This window comes from Azospirillum sp. UFLA03-27 (assembly GCF_059803775.1).
On record NZ_JAUQTX010000136.1, the window covers coordinates 1 to 18,152 of the forward strand.

Annotated in this window: 16 protein-coding genes; 10 read left to right on the plus strand and 6 right to left on the minus strand. The window is 69.5% G+C overall.

Annotation, left to right across the window (positions count from 1 at the left end):
• Positions 1-75 precede the first annotated feature (75 nt).
• The 3 genes from Q4I23_RS19620 to Q4I23_RS19630 form a co-directional block, all read right to left on the minus strand.
• Entirely contained in the window at positions 76-1,641 is a 1,566-nt protein-coding gene (locus Q4I23_RS19620; protein ID WP_454018580.1) for a DUF4384 domain-containing protein, read from the minus strand.
• A 75-nt stretch (positions 1,642-1,716) separates the two neighbouring features.
• On the minus strand, positions 1,717-2,292 hold the full coding sequence (locus tag Q4I23_RS19625) for a DUF4399 domain-containing protein (protein ID WP_454018581.1): 576 nt from the start codon (positions 2,290-2,292) through the stop codon (positions 1,717-1,719).
• 44 nt (positions 2,293-2,336) lie between these two features.
• Positions 2,337-2,786: a DUF4399 domain-containing protein gene (locus tag Q4I23_RS19630; RefSeq protein ID WP_454018582.1), complete on the minus strand. Its 450-nt coding sequence runs from the start codon at positions 2,784-2,786 to the stop codon at positions 2,337-2,339.
• 245 nt (positions 2,787-3,031) lie between these two features.
• Here Q4I23_RS19630 and Q4I23_RS19635 point away from each other — a divergent pair, with 245 nt between their 5' ends.
• Positions 3,032-4,498: a cyclic nucleotide-binding domain-containing protein gene (locus tag Q4I23_RS19635; RefSeq protein ID WP_498527295.1), complete on the plus strand. Its 1,467-nt coding sequence runs from the start codon at positions 3,032-3,034 to the stop codon at positions 4,496-4,498.
• A 1-nt stretch (position 4,499) separates the two neighbouring features.
• Here Q4I23_RS19635 and Q4I23_RS19640 read toward each other — a convergent pair whose 3' ends face one another.
• Both Q4I23_RS19640 and Q4I23_RS19645 read right to left on the minus strand, forming a co-directional pair.
• A complete protein-coding gene (locus Q4I23_RS19640; RefSeq protein WP_498527296.1) occupies positions 4,500-5,669 on the minus strand; it encodes a DUF2336 domain-containing protein in 1,170 nt (389 codons plus the stop codon).
• 31 nt (positions 5,670-5,700) lie between these two features.
• Positions 5,701-6,246, minus strand: a complete 546-nt coding sequence (locus tag Q4I23_RS19645; RefSeq protein ID WP_498527297.1) for a MarR family winged helix-turn-helix transcriptional regulator — start codon at positions 6,244-6,246, stop codon at positions 5,701-5,703.
• A 283-nt stretch (positions 6,247-6,529) separates the two neighbouring features.
• Here Q4I23_RS19645 and Q4I23_RS19650 point away from each other — a divergent pair, with 283 nt between their 5' ends.
• The 6 genes from Q4I23_RS19650 (at position 6,530) to pdeM (ending at position 12,995) form a co-directional block, all read left to right on the plus strand.
• Positions 6,530-7,495 (plus strand): alpha/beta fold hydrolase, encoded by a 966-nt coding sequence (locus tag Q4I23_RS19650; protein ID WP_498527298.1) that lies wholly within the window; start codon positions 6,530-6,532, stop codon positions 7,493-7,495.
• A 156-nt stretch (positions 7,496-7,651) separates the two neighbouring features.
• Positions 7,652-7,981 (plus strand): hypothetical protein, encoded by a 330-nt coding sequence (locus Q4I23_RS19655; protein ID WP_237903362.1) that lies wholly within the window; start codon positions 7,652-7,654, stop codon positions 7,979-7,981.
• A 170-nt stretch (positions 7,982-8,151) separates the two neighbouring features.
• Entirely contained in the window at positions 8,152-8,478 is a 327-nt protein-coding gene (locus Q4I23_RS19660) for a hypothetical protein (protein ID WP_454018587.1), read from the plus strand.
• Between the two features lie 2 nt (positions 8,479-8,480).
• Complete coding sequence (locus Q4I23_RS19665; RefSeq protein ID WP_498527299.1) at positions 8,481-9,320, plus strand: class I SAM-dependent methyltransferase; 840 nt, start codon at positions 8,481-8,483, stop codon at positions 9,318-9,320.
• Between the two features lie 517 nt (positions 9,321-9,837).
• Positions 9,838-12,306 (plus strand): ligase-associated DNA damage response DEXH box helicase, encoded by a 2,469-nt coding sequence (locus tag Q4I23_RS19670; protein WP_498527300.1) that lies wholly within the window; start codon positions 9,838-9,840, stop codon positions 12,304-12,306.
• Positions 12,306-12,995: a ligase-associated DNA damage response endonuclease PdeM gene (pdeM, locus tag Q4I23_RS19675; RefSeq protein ID WP_498527301.1), complete on the plus strand. Its 690-nt coding sequence runs from the start codon at positions 12,306-12,308 to the stop codon at positions 12,993-12,995. The genes Q4I23_RS19670 and pdeM overlap by 1 nt, the downstream gene beginning before the upstream one ends.
• A 103-nt stretch (positions 12,996-13,098) precedes the next feature.
• Here the strand turns inward: pdeM and Q4I23_RS19680 are convergent, their stop codons facing one another.
• Entirely contained in the window at positions 13,099-13,587 is a 489-nt protein-coding gene (locus Q4I23_RS19680) for a fasciclin domain-containing protein (RefSeq protein WP_498527302.1), read from the minus strand.
• A gap of 269 nt (positions 13,588-13,856) precedes the next feature.
• On the opposite strand from Q4I23_RS19680, the gene Q4I23_RS19685 reads away from it, so the two are divergent.
• From Q4I23_RS19685 to Q4I23_RS19695, 3 genes are all read left to right on the plus strand, one after another.
• A complete protein-coding gene (locus Q4I23_RS19685) occupies positions 13,857-15,314 on the plus strand; it encodes a cryptochrome/photolyase family protein (protein WP_498527303.1) in 1,458 nt (485 codons plus the stop codon).
• Positions 15,315-15,451: 137 nt separating this feature from the next.
• Positions 15,452-17,485: a PhoX family protein gene (locus Q4I23_RS19690; RefSeq protein WP_498527304.1), complete on the plus strand. Its 2,034-nt coding sequence runs from the start codon at positions 15,452-15,454 to the stop codon at positions 17,483-17,485.
• A gap of 118 nt (positions 17,486-17,603) precedes the next feature.
• Positions 17,604-18,152 (plus strand): Fur family transcriptional regulator (locus tag Q4I23_RS19695; RefSeq protein WP_498527305.1); only part of this gene is annotated, 549 nt, incomplete at its 3' end.

The following is an 18,152-nucleotide window of genomic DNA, read 5'->3' on the forward strand; positions in this document are numbered from 1 at the left end:
GTTATAGTCTCGTGGGCTCGGAGATGTGTATAAGAGACAGGCCCACAACTGCCCGCTCTTACCGCTGCGCCGATCCTATCGTTGAGCCGACACGGCGGGCAGCACCTGCACCGCCATCTGCCGGCTGCGCACGTTGGTCCCCTGGATGCTGCCGTAGGCGCCCACCACATCCTCCAGCGTCGCGCCGGGGATGGGCTGAAGGTCCTCGGTCTTGTAGCGGTCGGCGATGCGCGTCCCGAGCTCGTCGGGCGAGACGACGCAGGCGATGGTCTCGGAGGCGCCGGGACGGTCCATGCGCAGGTTGAAGGGCTTCTGCGCTCCCGGCGGGACTTCCACCTGCTGGTTCGCCTGGACGAAGCTGTCGGGCTGGAAGCGGTTGGGGAAGATGCGGGCCACCGACCCGGCGGCGTCCTGGTAGTAGCAATAGACGAAGCCGTTGGCCGTCGGCTGCACCTTGACCACCAGAGCCTCCCCGGCACGGTAGCGCGGCTGCGGCCCGCGGTCGGAGCTGAGGACCAGATCGGGCGGCGCCCCGGCCGGCGCCGGCGTGGCGCGCGGCAACCCCTCCCCGCCCGCGTTCGACACCGATTGCAGGCGCGGCGCCCCCGGCCCCTTCTGGCCGCTGGGCTGGGCGAGCATGCGCTGATAGAGGTCGAAGTCGATGCGCCCCGTGGCGATCAGGTCGTTGTCCGCCTGATAGCGGGAAATCGCGTCGCGGGTGCGCTCGTCGAGCTGCCCGCTGTCCGATCCGTCGTAATAGCCCTCGGCCAGCAGGACGCGCTGGACGTAGGCGACGCGCTGCGACGGCGCCATGCCGTCGAACCAGTCGCGCGCCTGCCCGGCGAAGGCCGGGTTGGTCTGGTCGATGCCCAGGCACTGCCAGTAGGGGGTGCGGGTCATCTTGCCCAGCACCTCGATCGTGCTGAGTTCGATCAGCGTGCGCACCGCCTGATGCAGCCCTTCGGACTTGTTGAGCGAGACGTTGAAGGACAGGCCGGCCTTGCCGATCACCGCCCCGGCGTCCGCCCCTTTGCCCGACGAGATGATGGCGAGCGAATTGCTGGCCGACAGGCCGGGAATGATCTGGCGGGTCGCCAGCTCCCCGATGTTCAAATCCACCGAGATCACCGACATCACCTGATCGGCGGAGATGCCCAGGTCGAAGGTTGGCAGGGAGATGCCGGCGCTGGCCGCCTCGCTCACCACATTGTCGTCGAGTTGGGTGATGGCGCCGCGCACGTAGTAGGACGGCGCGCGGAAGTTCGGCTGGACCCCGATCATCCAGTAGAGCGCGTTCACGTCGTCCAGCGTCGGCTCGAAATCGACGAAGCGGAAGGCGTTCGACCGCTCCGACATGCGCGACACGGCGGTGATCAGCATCTCCTTGGTGCCGCCGGCCACCCGGCCCGTGGCGTCGGGGATGCCGTTGGAGGTGATGAAGATGTCGCGCTTGCCATGGTTCCACATCAGCGTGTCCATGCAGCGCAGCGCCTCGCTGAAGTTGGACACGGTGCGCACGGGCGGGGTCTTCGGCTTCTGGACCACGGTCGCCTGTTCGCCCGAAGTGACGCAGGCCCCCATCAGCAGGAGCGATGCGACGGCCGCCGCTCTCGCGACACCGGTGCGCCGGAGGAATCCCATGGTACCAAACCCCAAGGCCTCAAATCCCATGGCCTCACTCCCTGGACGTTCAGCGGACTGGATCAGCGGGCCAGATCAGCGGACCGACACGCGCGTGCTGTCGCCGCCCGGACGCACGGTGATGGTGATCTTCTTGGACAGGATCGGCGGGTCGTGCGGGATGTGCTCCGCATCGCCCAACAGAAGCTGAAGCGTGTGCCGGCCCGGCGGCAGCTCCAGATAGGTCTCCGTCTGGCCCTTGCCGAAATGGATGTAGTTGCGGTTGTTGGGGATCGGCTCGTCCATCGGCGGCAGGTCGGCGTCCACCAGCAGGTGATGGTGGCCGGTGTTGTTCTTGCGCACGCCCGCCGGGGCCACGCCGAAGTTGCGCAGCCCGAACCACACCTTGAAACGGCCCCTCACCACCTCGCCGTCGTTGGGCCAGCCGATGTAGATGTAGGCGTCCTTCGGCGCCGCCGTCCGCCCGGCCTGCGCCGCATCGGGGGTGGAGGGCGTGCTTTCGTGCTCGTGCCCGGGGCTGGCCGGCTGCTGCGTGTTGGTGGTGTCGGACAGCGGCTTGTCGAGCGGGTCGGCCTCCGGCGACGACTGCGCGGCGACCGGCCCGGCGGAGAGCAGGACGGCCAGAAGGACCGGGACGACGGTGCGCATCATGACTTCCTCCCTGTCGCGCTCCCGTTAGGGCACGATGGTTCCCGTTAGGGGACGATGATGGTGACCTTCTGCGACATGATCGGCGGGTCGTGCGGCACATGGTCCGCGTCGCCCAGGATCATCTGGAGCGTGTGCCGGCCCGGCGGCAGCTCCAGCCGCACCTCCGTCTGGCCGCCGCCGAAATGCAGCGACTGCTTGGTGTTCGGGATGGGTTCGTCGTAGGTGGCGAGGTCGGTGTCCACCAGCAGATGGTGGTGCCCGGTGTCCTCCTTGCGGATGCCAGCCGGGGCGATGCCCATGTTCTGCAAGCCCATGCGGACCCACAGCTTTCCACCGGAAATGGTGGTGCCGTTGGACGGCCACATGATGTAGGCGCGGGCACCCTCCGGCGCCTTCTCCCGTCCATTCGTGCTTTGGGCGTTTGCGCTTTGGGCCGACGCCGCGCCCGGCAACAGGAGCAGCGCGGCCGCCACGATCATGGCAGCATGAGGCATGGACACCTCGCTCTTCTGGCTCTTCTCTTTGGGAGCTTCAATCTTATGCTTGGTGGGCGGACAATGTTCGCGGTTTTTCGGACCTCATCCTTTCTCTCCCCACCCTCCGAATATTAAGGAGCGAAGGCGTTCACCAACCACCCCACTTTGCGCGAAGGCCGGGGCCGCTTCGCCTATTCCTATTTTGGGCTTGACGGTTGCGCTCGCGGTGCGAAGGTCACGGGGCAGGAGGTTGCCGATCCCGCATGCCCGATTCATCCCGCCTCGCCCCGCTTCCCGTCGGCCCCACCGGCGCGCCGGCGCGCCTCGGTTTCCGCCACCTGCTGGCCCCGGCGCTGCTGACACTCGGGGCGGCCGCTTTGGCCGGGCAGCGCCCCTGGCTGTCCGGCCACATCACGCCAATCGCCGGCGCCATGGTGGCGGACGCGCTGACCTCTCTGCTCGCCGTGGTGGCGTGGCTGGCGGCGGCGTGGCTGGGGTCGCGGGTCATCGACCTCGTGGTGGCGAGCCACCCCCGCGCCACGCCGATGCCGCGCCTGCTGACCGACCTGCTGCGCGCTCTGCTCTACGGGCTGGCGGTGCTCGGCATCCTGGCCTTCGTGCTGGGGCAGCCGGTGACCGGGCTGGTCGCCACCTCCGGCGTGGTGATCGCGGTGCTGGGCTTTGCGCTGCGCAACATGATCGCCGACATCTTCTCCGGCATCGCGCTGAACGTCGAGCATCCCTACCGCATCGGCGACTGGGTGGAGCTGACCCCCGGCGTTACCGGGCGGGTGGACGAGATCAATTGGCGGGCCACCCGGCTGGTCACGCTGGACGGCACGGCGCTGGTGGTGCCGAACGGGCTGGCCGCGGGCAACCGCATCACCAACTACAGCCAGCCCGGCACCGGCTTCCGCGCTGGGGTTCCGGTGACCCTCGACGCCGAGGTGCCGGTGGCCCGCGCCAAGCGGATCATCCTGTCGGCCATCGTCTGCTGCGACGCCGTCCCCACCGAGCCGCGGCCCGATGTGGTGGTGGACTCGATCACGCTGAACGGCGTCACTTATCAGGCGCGCTTCTGGGTGGCGGATTATTCCCGGTTGGCCGCCACCCGCGACGCCGTGGCGACCACCATCCTGGATCATCTGGCCCGCGCCGGTCTGGAGCCGGCCAGCCCCAAGCAGGAGATGCGCCGCCGCAGCAACCGCCCTCCGCCCTGTTCGGCACTGGGGCTGGGGCGGGACCTGCTGTCCCATGTGGATCTGTTCGCCGCCTTCCGCCCGGAGGAGATCGATGAACTGGCGTCCGGCATGCATCTGCGCCACGTCGCCGCCGGTGAGGCGGTGGTCCGCCAGGACGAGACCGGGACTTCCCTCTTCCTGGTGGCCGAGGGCGCGCTGGACGTGCGCGGGGCCTTCGGGGGGCGGACGCTCCTGCTCGACCACATGGGGCCGGGCGACGTGTTCGGGGAAATGTCGCTGCTGACCGGCCAGCCGCGCAGCGCGTCGGTGATCGCCAACACCGACGCCGTGGTCTACGAGCTGGACAAGGAAGCGCTCGACCCCGTCCTGCGCCGCCGTCCGGAGCTGGCCGCCCGGCTGGCCGACCTGATGGGACTGCGCCAGCGCCGCAACGACGCTCACCGCCGCGCCAGCGCCCCCACCGCCGTGACCCAGACGACGACCGAGCATGACCTGCTGGCCCGGCTGAAGACCTTCTTCAGCCTGTGACTCAGCTGTTCAGCGGAGAGAAAGGCATCCCCGCCTGCTCCAGCGCCTTTTCGATCACCTCCGCCGAGGTCTGGTCGAACAGTTGCAGCAGCAGGTCGTCGATCTCCCGGTCCTGGCTGTTGCCGCAGGCGTCGAACAGGGTGGCGATGGCCTCCGTCTGGAAGCGCTCGCGCCCCTCGTCGCCGCCGCGGTAGTCCAACGCCTTCGCCACCGCGATGGCAACGCGGAAGGGCTTCAGCAGGGTGAAGGACAGGCCCGCCTTGGCGAACAGCCCCTTCAGCGCGTGCGGCCCGCCGTCCCAGGCGAGCTGACGGGCGTTCTCCGGCGGCAGGTTGGCGCGCACCGCGATCCCGGCGTCGAACAGCGCGATCTCCCCGGCGCACAGCGCGCGGAAGAGCAGCGGCGCCGACAGCCGCCCGCGGATCAGCAAATGCCGGGCGAGAAGCTCCACGTCCGCCTCGCGCGGGGTCAGCGGCTTCAGCAGGAGCAGGGTCGCCGCCTCCCGCGCCCGCTCCACCAGGACGCCGATCAGGCGGGGGTTGAGCCGGTGGCTGCGGATCAGCCGGTTGCGGATCTCCTCCGACACGAAGAGGATCAGTTTTTCCACCACCGCCGCCGACAGGTCGGGGCGCGCCGCCATGGCCTCGTTCACCGTGGCGACGCCGCCCCAGCGGTCCAGCACGCCGTGCAGGGACGGTTCCGGGATGACCGCCCCACGGTTGCGCAGAAGCTCGGTGATGACGATGACGTTGCCGTTGCGCACCAGCGCGTCGGACACCGCGGACGAGACGGAGCGGCGCCCGGCGATGGCCAGTTCCTTCGCCGGGCGCCGTTCGCGCAGGATGTCCAGGAGCAAGCCTTCGCTGAGCTTTTCCGCGTGGCGCAGGATGGGAAAGGCCACCCGGTCGACGTCGCGGGCCAGCTTCTCCGCCAGCCCCTCCGTCAGCAGGGAGGAGTTGTGGATCTGCCACGCCACCGCCTCGCGCACGGCGGTCACCGCGTCGGCGGCGAAGCGCTGCAGGATGTCCATGGCCAGCGCCCGCTCCGCCTCGGCGAGGTCCCCCGCCTCCAGGTCGCGCACCAGATGGGTCATGGTGTCGATGCGCGCCTGGGCGTCGGGCGCGGCCAGCAGGCACTCGACATCCTTCTGGCTCAGGGACCGCTGTGACATGCGCTGGGTCTTCCGGAACGGACGCTCGGGATCAGAATTCCGGCGTATCGTAGCGGATCAGATCGCTCCACGCCCGCTCCAAACGGCGCAACGTGCGGTATGTCGTCTCCAGATCGGCGGCTTCCTCGTCGGTGCGGATCAGCGCGTCGCCCCGCACGGCCTCCAGCCCGCGCAGCGCCTCGCACAGCTTCAGCCCGCGCTCCGACAGGCGGAGCCGCGCCGTGCGCCGGTCGCGCTGCGAGGCGGAGCGGTCGACATAGCCCGCCTCCACCAGATGCTTCAGGTTGTAGGAGGCGTTGGAGCCGAGATAGTAGCCGCGCTCCAGCAGGTCGCGCACCGACAGCTCCTCGCCGCCGATGTTGATCAGCATCAGGGCCTGGCCGGGGCTGAGGTCGTCGATCCCGATCCGCGCCAGTTCCATCCGCAGCACGTCCAGGAAACGCCGGGTCATGCTCTCGATGATGCGACCGAGGTCGGTGTAGACGGCGGGCAGGGACGCGCCCACCGGGGCGGCGCTGTCCGGCGTGGCTCTCTCCGGCACGGCTGGGGTCGGCTGCTGCTTGGCGGCGGCGCTCATCGCGATACTCCCGCTTTGGAAAAAACCATCATGGTATGGCGTCGATCCAATTCCGAACGGTGGACGGTTACCCCGTCCTTCTGTCGCAAGAATGATAAGATTTTAGTTTAATTTGTGGAAACAATGTTGAGACATGGCGGCCCTGCACGCCGGAACCGCCCCATTCACCTCCTGTTGCCCCCCTGTCCCTGCAATCCGCCCCTGCAACCCGGAGGAGCCCGACCATGCCGCAGTCCACACGTCATCCCGCCGCGCCGCAAGCGTGCACTCGGAGGGTCCGCTGATGCGAAGCGGCTTGGCTCTCGCGGCCGGTTTGCTGGCCGGCCTTTGGCTGGACACCCGCCACCGCACCAACCGGGCGGAGCAGGAACACCCGCCGACCGGTCATTTCATGAGCGTCGGCGGCACCCGCCTGCACTATCTCGACCACGGGCCGAAGGGTGGTACGGCGCCTCCCGTGGTGTTCCTGCACGGCAACGGCACCACCGCCGGCGACTGGGCGCTGAGCGTCCTGGACGAGGCGGCCCGGCATTGGCGCTGCGTCTGCTTCGACCGGCCCGGCCACGGCTACAGCGAGGCGACGCCGCGACGCGACGCCGGTCCCGCCGCCCAAGCCGCGCTGCTGCGCGCCGCCACCCGCAAGCTGGGATTGGAGCGTCCCATCGTCGTCGGCCATTCGCTGGCCGGGGCGGTGGCGCTCGCCTGGGCGCTGGATTTTCCGGAGGAGATCGGCGGTCTGGTCATCCTGTCGGCCTTCACCCACCCGCCCCCGCGGCTCGACTTCCTCCCCATGATGGGACCGGCCATTCCGGCGGTCGGGCCACTGCTCAGCCACACCGTCCTGCCGCCGCTGGACCGGCTGATCCTGCCGGCGATGATGCGCCGCATCTTTGAGCCGAACCCAGTGCCGCCCCGCTACAACGAGCTGTCTCCCGACCTTCTGCTGCGCCCGACGCAGCTGGAGGCGGCCGCCGCTCAACTCGCTGCGCTGATCCCCGGCGTGGCGGCGATGGCGCCGCGCTATTCCGAGATCCGCTGCCCGATGTCGGTCGTCGCGGGGCGGGAGGATCGCATCGTCGATCCCCACGCCCACGCGGTGCAGCTTCACAACGCGGTGGCCGGATCGACGCTGCATCTGCTGGCGGAAACCGGGCACATGCCGCAGCACGCCCGCCCGGACGCGGTGATGGCCGCCATCGAGCGGGTGGAGCGGGCCATGACCAGCAGGTCGGTTCACGCGGAAGCATGAGTCGACTCTCCTGATTCGGCGACCGGGGATTGCGACTCGAAAAAAGCGACTCGTGGCGACTCGGGTGAGGGATGGTTAACAGTTTGGTTACGATCCGAGCGCTAACCTTTGGCCATATCGCACACTTTCAGCGCCTCAAGGATTACGCCGATGTCCATGGCCGCCGACGTTGACACCATCGAACGCACGTCCATCGTCGCCTACACCCTCCTCAACGAGCTGCACGACGTGTTGGCTCTGCCCAAGGCGCCCGATGACGTGACGCTCGGCATTCTGATGGGGCTGTCCATGTTCATGGACGACAAGGTCGGTCCGATGCGCTCCAAGCGCCTGATGTCGGAGGCGCCGACCATCGTCCTGAAGACCGACGCCCACGTCACGTCGGACCAGATGCAGCGGATCATGCCGGTCCTGCGCGCCTTCGGCGATCACCTGAAGGACATGCGCGCCAAGGCCGCCCGCCCTGTCGACGACACCGTCGCCTGACCGCGGAGCGCAACCCCGGTTTCACGAAAGGCCCGGCCGGCAACGGCTGGGCCTTTTGCCGTTCCGGTGCCCGGCTTGACCCGCCCGGCAATTCATCGGATGCTGAAACCATTGGTTCACCGGAGGGTCGCCGCCGGTGAACCGGACGCAACGCAGGGGCGGCTTCGGCCATGGAACTGCCAACGGGGGATTGGATCTGGGCCTTGGCCATCGCCGCCCTTCTGACGGGCGCGACGGTCAGCGTCATCGTGCTCGCCGCCGTCGGCTCGATCCGCCGCAGCGTCAACGAGGGCGGCGCCCGCCAATCGCAACAAATCCGCAAGCTGGCGGAGACCGTCGCCACCCTGAACGCCCAGCAGCAGGCCGCCGAGGGCCGCGTCCAATCCCTGACCGAGGCGAACCGCAAGCTGGCGGAGGAGGTCGCGGCGCTGAACGAGCGGCTGCGCGACGCGGACTCCGTCCCCCGCATCACCGGCATCGCAAGGCTTCTCCACTGACCATGCCCGACTTGTCCACCTGCCCCATCGACGGCGACGCCGAGCGCGCCCGCTGGACCGCCAGCGCCGACGCCTGGGACCGCTGGGCCGACCCGATGGCCGATCTGGCCGACAAGCTGAACCAGCCCCTGCTGGACGCCGCCGGGGTGACGGCGGGCGACCGGCTGCTGGACCTCGCCTCCGGGGCCGGCGAACCAGCGCTGAGCGCCGCCCTTCGGACAGGTCCGGATGGGCTGGTGGTGGGCAGCGACCTCGTGCCCGGCATGATGGCCGGCGCCCGGCGCCGCGCCGCGGGGATCGCCGAGGAACGGCGCCCGGCCTTCGCCGCCGCCGACATGACCGCCCTGCCCTTCGCCGCGGAGAGCTTCGACCGGGCGACCTGCCGCTTCGGCATCATGTTCGTCCCCGACGTGGCGGCGGCCCTGGCCGAACTGCGGCGCGTGCTGCGCCCCGGCGGGCGGGCGGCCTTCATGGTCTGGGGGCCGCGCGCCGGCAACGCCCTGTTCAACACGGTGGGCGACGCGGTCGCCACCCAGTTGGGCGAGGACCGCAGCCTGGACCCGCTGTTCCGCTTCGCCGCTCCCGGCCTTCTGGCGGAGGCCATGCGCGCCGCCGGCTTCGCCACGGTGACCGAGACCGACATCACCCCGGTCCGCAAGGCCCCCCAGGGCCAACCCTTCTGGCGCGCCACGCTGGAGATGAGCTTCGGCCACCGCCTGCACGACCTCACCGCCGGGCAGCGCGCCGACCTCGACGCCGAGGTGACCCGCCGCTTCGACGCGCAGGCGCAAGGCGGCACGATCCCCCTGCCCATCCACATCCGCATCATCACCGGCGCCTAACTCCCCTCCCCTGCCCAGTCTCGCGCAAACCAAGGGTTTGCGCTGACGCGGCAGGCGGACCTTCGGTCCGCCGAGAGCGGGGGAGGGTCAGGGTGTGGACAAGCCCTCGCACCCCGACCACGCGCCCAAGTGCCGCGGCCACTCCACCGAGCCCTATCCCCGGTTGACCGCGCCCACGCATTCCTTTGGATGTTGCGTACCGACGGGCCCTACCCGTCCGGCATCCGAGAGGAGGTGATGCACTTTAAAAGGTACCTGAAGTGGCTCCGACGCTTCTGGTTCCGGATGAAGTTCGAGTTCGAAGCCGGCTTCAACCAGGACCGCGATCGCTAAGGAACCAATGGGCGGGGTCGGGAAACCGGCTCCGCCTCCAGGAGACCGAAGGCGCATCACCTCCTTGCCTCCCAAAATAGCACAGCGCCGAAAGCCGTCAACGGGACGCAAAAGCGCTCTCGTTCTTGCTCCGTTCGATTCGCGACACTATTCTTTCCGGTCTCAGCGAATCATCCGGTCCTTCATGCCCGATCTCCCCTCCCCCCTCCTCCCCGCCAACGTCCAGGGCTGGTTCCGGTCGCGGGGCTGGGCGCCGCACCCGCACCAGCTCGCCATGGTCGAGGCGGCGGTCGCCGGAGACAGCGCCCTGCTGATCGCACCAACCGGCGGCGGCAAGACGCTGGCCGGCTTCCTGCCCTCGCTGATCGATCTGGCGGAGCGCCCGCGCGAGGGGCTGCACACGCTCTACATCTCGCCGCTGAAGGCGCTCGCGGTGGACATCCAGCGCAATCTGGAAGAGCCCGTCGCCGAGATGCGGCTGCCCATCCGCACCGAGACCCGCACCGGCGACACGCCCGAATCCAAGCGGCGGCGGCAGCGGGCCAACCCGCCGCACATCCTGATGACCACGCCGGAAAGTCTGGCGCTGATGATCGCCTACGCCGACGCGGCGACGATCTTCCGGCACCTGCGCTGCGTCATCATCGACGAGCTGCACGCGCTCGCCGGGACCAAGCGCGGCGACCTGCTGGCCCTGGGGCTGGCGCGGCTGGCGAAGCTGGCGCCGCGGGCCCGGCGGGTCGGGCTGTCGGCCACTGTGGCGGAGCCGGCGCAGCTTCTCGCCTGGCTGTCCAGGACCGGGCAGGCTGACGGCGGCGACGTGCGGCTGGTCACCGGGCGGGCCGGCGCCTCCGCCGAGGTGGAGATCCTGACGACGCGCGAGCGGCTGCCCTGGTCCGGCCGCATGGCCATGCACGCGCTGAAGGAGGTGTACCAGCGCATCCGCGCCCACCGCACGACGCTGGTCTTCGTCAACACCCGCGCCCAGGCGGAGCTGGTCTTCCAGGAACTCTGGCGCCGCAACGACGACAGCCTGCCCATCGCGCTCCATCACGGCTCCCTGGCGGCGGAGCAGCGGCGCAAGGTCGAGGCCGCCATGGCGGCGGGCAAGCTGCGGGCGGTGGTGGCGACCTCCTCGCTCGACCTCGGCATCGACTGGGCGGCGGTCGATCTGGTGGTGCAGATCGGCGCGCCGAAGGGGGCGAGCCGGCTGGTCCAGCGCATCGGCCGCGCCAACCACCGGCTGGATGAGCCGAGCCGCGCCCTGCTCGTCCCCGCCAACCGGTTCGAGGTGCTGGAATGCCGCGCCGCGCTCGACGCCGTGGCGGCGATGAGCCTGGACGGCGAGCGGCCCCGCCCCGGCGGGCTGGATGTGCTGGCCCAGCACATGCTCGGCATGGCCTGCGCCGAGCCCTACCGCCCCGACGACCTGTACGACGAGGTGGTCCGCGCCGCCCCCTACGCCGGGCTGTCGCGGGACGAGTTCGACGACGTGCTGGACTTCGTGGCGACCGGCGGCTACGCGCTCGGCAATTACGAGCGCTTCCACCGGCTCACGCTGCGCGAGGACGGGCGCAGGGCGGTGGCCGGGCCGGCGGTGGCGCGGCAATACCGCATGAACGTCGGCACCATCACGCAGGAGGCCATGCTGCGCGTGCGCCTGAGCCGCGGCCCGGTGCTGGGCGAGGTGGAGGAGCATTTCATCCAGGGCCTCACCCCCGGCGACACCTTCGTCTTCGCCGGCCAGCTGCTGAAGTTCCTCGGCATCCGCGAGATGGAGGCGCAGGTTGCCAAGGGCGGCACCGGGGAGCCGAAGGTCCCGGCCTACGCCGGCGGGCGGTTGCCGCTGACCACGGCGCTGGCCGACCGGGTGCGCGCCATGCTGGCCGACCCGGCGCAGTGGCCCGGCCTGCCGGAGGACGTTCAGGAATGGCTGCGGCTGCAGCGCTGGCGCTCCGTCCTGCCGGCGCGCGACGGGCTGCTGGTGGAGAGCTTCCCCAAGGCGGGCAAGCGCTTCCTCGTCGTCTACGCCTTCGAGGGGCGGAACGCGCACCAGACGCTGGGGATGCTGCTGACCCGCCGGATGGAGCGGATGGGCTGCGGCCCGCTCGGCTTCGTCGCCACCGATTACGTGCTGGCGGTGTGGTCGCTGCGGACTCCGAAAGACATGGACGGGCTGTTCGACCAGGACATGCTGGGCGACGATCTGGAAGCCTGGATGGACGAGTCATCGATGCTGCGGCGGACCTTCCGCAACGTGGCGCTGATCACCGGGGTCATCGACCGCCGCCATCCCGGACAGGAGAAGTCGGGGCGGCAGGTCACCTTCTCCTCCGACCTGATCTACGACGTGCTGCGCAAGCACGATCCCGGCCATGTGCTGCTGCGCGCCACCCGCGCCGACGCGGCGGGCGGGCTGACCGACGTGCGGCGCCTGTCGGATTTCCTGGTTCGGGTGAAGGGCCGCATCACCCACAAGGACCTCGACCGCATCTCCCCCCTCGCCGTGCCGGTCATTTTGGAGATCGGGCGGGAACGGGTGGACGGTTCCGCCACCGACGAGCTTCTGGAGCAGGCCGCCGCCGATCTTGTGGCCGAGGCGATGCCGGAGCTGGGGTCCGACGGTGACAGCCAAGGCCGGCTGACGTTGTGATGACCATGGACACGACGATGACCCTGCGGGGCGCCGCGCTGGCCCCCGATCCCTCCGGCGCGCTGGTCTGGCCGGCGGAGCGGACGCTGGTGGTCACCGACCTGCATCTGGAGAAGGGCTCCGCCTTCGCGGCGCGCGGGCGGATGCTGCCGCCCTACGACACACGGGCGACGCTCGGCCGGTTGGCGGATCTGGTGGAGCGGCTGGCTCCGGAGCGGGTGATCTGCCTGGGCGACAGCTTCCACGACCGCCGGGCGGCGAGCCGCATGGAGGCGGGGGACGTGACGCGGCTGCGCGACCTGACCGGGCGGGTGGCGGACTGGCTGTGGGTCACCGGCAACCACGACCCGGAGCCGCCGGAGGGCTTCGGCGGGCGCATCCTGGACGAGCTGACGCTCGGCCCGCTGACCTTCCGGCACGAGGCGGTGCCCGGCGCCGTGGGCGAATTGTCGGGGCATCTGCACCCAGTGGCCGCCGTCGTCGTGCCGGGCCGGCGGGTGCGGGAGCGCTGCTTCGCCTTCGACGGGGGAAAGCTGATCCTTCCGGCCTTCGGCGCCTTCGCGGGCGGGCTGAACGTGCTGGACCCGGCGGTGTCGAACCTGCTGGCGGCGCGGTTCGAGGTGCATCTGCTGGCCCGTGGCAAGGTCCACCGCTTCCCGCGCAGCCGCCTGTCTCCCGACAAGGCTTAAAAAGAAAAAGCCCGGAGAGTCGGGGGAACTCTCCGGGCGAGTGGTCCTGCCGGAACCGGCGGTGAGACGTCCGGCAGGAGGGACCTCAAGAAAAAGCAGAACGTCAGTTCGGCATCATGACCGTGTCGATCACGTGGATGACGCCGTTGGACGCCATGATGTCGGGCTTCACGACCTTCGCGTTGTCCACCATCACGCCGCCCTTCGTCGCGTCGATGTCCACAGTGGTGCCCTGCACGGTTTTCGTCGATGCCGTCTTGCCGGCGATATCGGCCGAGGTCACCTTGCCTGACACCACATGATAGGTGAGTACGGAGCGGAGCTTCTCGCGGTTCTCCGGCTTCAGAAGATTTTCGACGGTGCCGGCGGGAAGCTTGGCGAAGGCCTGGTCGGTCGGGGCGAAGACGGTGAAGGGACCACTGCCCTTCAGCGTGTCCGCGAGCCCGGCGGCCTGGACAGCCTGGACCAGCGTCTTGAACTGGCCCGCCGAGACGGCGGTGTCCACGATGTCCGCCGCATTCGCGGCGACGGTGGCGAAGGACAGCGGCAGGGCGACGGTGGCGGCGGTCAGCAGCCGCGACAGGCGGGACATGTCATTTCCTCCATTTGGATGGCGTCTCGTTCCTCCCCCGACCGTGGAACCGGTGCCGTCGGCCGCCGTGCCTCCGGTTCCACGTCGTGGCAGCGAAGGCGGAAATAGCGGCGCAGAAACCTCGGTCAATAGGATTTCCCCAGGAAAAATTTTTGCCGTCACGGTGATCCGGAGCAATCGACGCCGCGTAGCAAGAGCCATTGACCGTGGTCATTGGCTGCGGCGTTTTGGCATGCCCGTTCTTCTGTCCATGTCCTTAAAGTTGGCCGATGAAGACCGATCAATCCCCCATCCTCGTCTGGTTCCGCAACGATCTTCGCCTTGCCGACAACCCGGCGCTCAGCGCCGCGGCGGAGGATGGGGCGCCGGTCATCCCGGTCTACATCCGGGAGAAGGACGCCCACGATCCCTGGCTTCCCGGCGGCGCCTCCCGCTGGTGGCTGCACGGCAGCCTGGAGCGGCTGGGCAAGGCGCTGGCCAAGCTCGGCTCGCCCCTGGTGCTGCGCAGCGGCGACCCCGCCGCAGTGCTGGCAGCGCTGGCGGAGGAAACCGGAGCCGACACGGTGCTGTGCAACCGCCGCGCCGGCCCCACCGCCATCGCCCGCGACCGCCGGGTCGGCGAGCGACTGTCCGCGCACGGCGTGACGGTGCACCCCCACAACGCCGCCCTGCTCTACGAGCCGGGAACCATCCGCACCAAGTCGGACACGCCCTTCCGGGTGTTCACGCCCTTCTGGAAGGCGCTGCTGTCGATGCCGGAACCGCCGCGCCCCATCCGCGCGCCGGCCAAGCTGACCCCGCCGGCCAAGCCGGTGTCGAGCGAGTCGCTGAAGGACTGGGGCCTGCTGCCCGCCGCGCCGGACTGGGCCGGCGGCCTGCGCGAGCGTTGGAAGCCCGGCGAGGAGGCGGCGCGCGAGCGGCTGGCCGATTTCCTGGACGGTCCGGTCGCCGCCTACCCGGCGGAGCGCGACTGCCCGGACCATGACGGGACCTCCGCGATGTCCCCGCATCTCGCTTTCGGGGAGATCGGCCCGCGGCAGATCTGGCACGCCACACGCCACGCCGCCGACCAGCGGCATGAACTGGCCGCCGGCGCCGGGGCCTTCCTGCGGGAACTCGGATGGCGGGAGTTCAACCACCATCTGCTGCGCGAGGAGCCGGGCATTCCGGACACGCCGCTGGACGCGCGCTTCGCCCGCTTCCCCTGGCGGACCGACAAGGCGGGCCTGCGCGCGTGGCAGCGCGGGCGCACCGGCTATCCGATCGTGGACGCGGGGATGCGGCAGCTCTGGCAGATCGGCTGGATGCACAACCGCGTGCGGATGATCGTCGGTTCCTTCCTCATCAAGGATCTGCTGATTCCCTGGCAGGAGGGCGAGGCGTGGTTCTGGGACACGCTGGTCGACGCCGACATCGGCAACAACGCGGGCAACTGGCAATGGGTGGCCGGCTGCGGCGCCGACGCGGCCCCCTTCTTCCGCGTCTTCAACCCGATCCTCCAGGGCGAGAAGTTCGACCCGGAGGGGGCCTATGTCCGCCGCTACGTGCCTGAGCTGGAAAAGCTGTCCAACCGCTGGATTCACAAGCCCTGGGAGGCGCCGGACGAGGTGCTGCGGCAGGCGGGGGTGACGCTCGGCAAGGACTACCCTCGGCCGATCGTCGACCACGGCACCGCCCGCGACCGCGCGCTGGCCGCCTTCCAGGAGATCAAAAAAGCCGGCGATTGATCGACGCGGTGTCGTGAAACCCGACCGTGTGTTTTCATTCCGCCTTCATGGGAGTGCAAAGAAACCGTCACAGGCCGCCGGTAAGGTGCGCCCGCCCCTACCCAAAATAAATTTGCGGAAAGAGACGAGGCACACCGATGGACACCCATGACCTGCCCCAGAAGGGCACCAAGTATCTGACCTTCGAGGGCCGCGAGGACATCGGCTCCAACCCGTCCGAAAACCCGACCATGGGCGACGTCATCAACGCCCGCCTCGGCCGCCGCGACATGATGCGCGGCATGCTGACCGGCGCCGCGGTCAGCGCCCTGATCGGCCCGGCCGCCCTGCTCTCCGCGCCGCGCGAGGCCGAGGCTGCTGTGACCGGCGCCCCGCGCCCGGCCAAGGCCAGCTTCTCCTTCCAGGAGGTGGCGCACGGTGTCGACGCCGACCATCACGTCGCCGCCGGCTACGACGCCGACATCCTGATCCGCTGGGGCGACCCGGTGGTCCCCGGCGCGCCGGCCTTCGACCCGATGAACCAGACCGCCGAGGCGCAGTCGAAGCAGTTCGGCTACAACAACGACTTCGTCGGCTACGCCCCGCTGCCGCTCGGCTCGCGGTCGCCGGACCGCGCCCTGCTCTGCGTGAACCACGAATACACCGACGAGGAGGTCATGTTCCCCGGCGTCGGCGTGGAGCAGCAGAAGGACAAGTTCGCCCGCATGACCAGGACGCTGGTGGACATCGAGATGGCCGCCCACGGCGGCACCGTCGTCGAGATCCGCAAGGTCAAGGGCAAGTGGGTGACCGAGCCGAACTCCAAGTACAACCGCCGCATCACCGGCGAGACGGCCTGCGCCATCACCGGCCCGGCCGCCGGCCACGCCCTGATGAAGACCAGCTATGACCCGGCAGGCACGATGGTCCGCGGCATGCTGAACAACTGTTCCGGCGGAATGACGCCCTGGGGCACCTGGCTGTCGGCGGAAGAGAACTTCAACGGCTACTTCTGGGGCAAGGTCGAGGACAGCAACCCGAACGCCAAGGTGCTGAAGCGCTACGGCTTCCCCGGCGAATGGTACAACTGGGGCGTCCATCACGACCGCTTCGACATCGCCAAGGAGCCGAACGAGTCCAACCGCTTCGGCTGGATCGTCGAGATCGACCCCTACGACCCGACCTCGACCCCGAAGAAGCGCACGGCGCTCGGCCGCTTCAAGCATGAGGCCTGCCAGATCGCGCTGGGCAAGGACGGCACGGTGGTCGCCTACACCGGCGACGACGAGCGGTTCGACTATGTCTACAAGTTCGTCGCGGCGAAGAAGTTCGACCCGAAGAACCGCGCCGCCAACATGGACATCCTGGAGACCGGGACGCTCTACGTGGCGAAGTTCAAGGCCGACGCCTCGGTCGAATGGCTGCCGCTGGTCCATGGTCAGGGCCCGCTGACCGCCGAGAAGGGCTTCCCCGACCAAGCCACCGTTCTGATCAACGCCCGCCTCGCCGCCGATGCGCTGGGCGCCACCAAGATGGACCGTCCGGAGGACATCGAGGTCAACGCGGTGACCGGCAAGGTCTACGTCGTGCTCACCAACAATTCCCGCCGCAAGCCGGAGCAGGTGGACGCGACCAACCCGCGCGCCGAGAACAACTGGGGCCACATCGTCGAGATCCTGCCGGAGAACGGCAACCACGCCTCGACCAAGGCGGAATGGACGATCCTGGTCCGCGGCGGCAACCCGGCGGACGGGAAGGTCGGCGCGCAGTTCCACGCCGACACCTCGGCCAACGGCTGGTTCTCCTGCCCCGACAACGCGGCGGTGGACCACCGCGGCCGCCTGTGGATCACCACCGACCAGGGCGAGAACTGGAAGAAGGCGTCCGGCACCGCCGACGGCGTTTGGGCCGTGGAGACCGAGGGCAACCTGCGCGGCCTGTCCAAGATGTTCTACCGCGTGCCGGTGGGTGCGGAGATGTGCGGTCCCTGCTTCACCACCGACGACAGGACCCTGTTCGTCGCCGTGCAGCACCCGGCAACCGACGGCGTCGACCAGTGGGAAGGCTTCAAGGGCAAGCTCTCCTCCTTCGAGGACCCGGCGACCCGCTGGCCCGACTTCAAGCCCAACATGCCGCCGCGCCCGTCGGTGGTCGCCATCACCAAGAAGGACGGCGGCGTGATCGGTCTCTGACCGGACGCATGACCGTCCCATAATCCAGCGACACGCCTTGAAAGGGCGGCCTCCGCGTCCGGGGCCGCCCTTCTTCTTTGTCTGGTGTCGGCGTCCGGCGATGTAATAAGATAACGCCATGACCGTCGATCCCCACCCCACCGCCGGCCCGGCCTCCCGCCATGGGCACGACCACGCGCATTGCATCGCCGACGCGCTGACCCGCGCCGACGCCCTGTGCGCGGAGCGTGGCGCCCGGCTGACCGCGCTCCGCCGGCAGGTGCTCGAGCTGGTCTGGAACAGCCACAAGCCGCGCGGCGCCTACGCCATCCTGGAGGACCTCAGCCAGCGCGAGGGCAAGGCCACCGCCCCGCTGACCGTCTACCGGGCGCTGGAGTTCCTGGTGGAGCACGGGCTGGTCCACCGCATCGAATCGCTGAACGCCTACATCGGCTGCGCGGCGCCGGGGGCCGTCCATTCCGGACAGTTCCTGGTGTGCGAGACCTGCGGCAACGCCGTGGAGATCGACGACCCGCGCATCCGCGCCGCCATTGGCACCATCGCCGCCGAGCATGGTTTCCAGGTCAGCCGCCCCACCGTCGAGGTGCGCGGCACATGCACCGACTGCCAGGAGAAGACCCCATTTCCTGTCTCTTATACACATCTGACGCTGCCGACGATTATACGC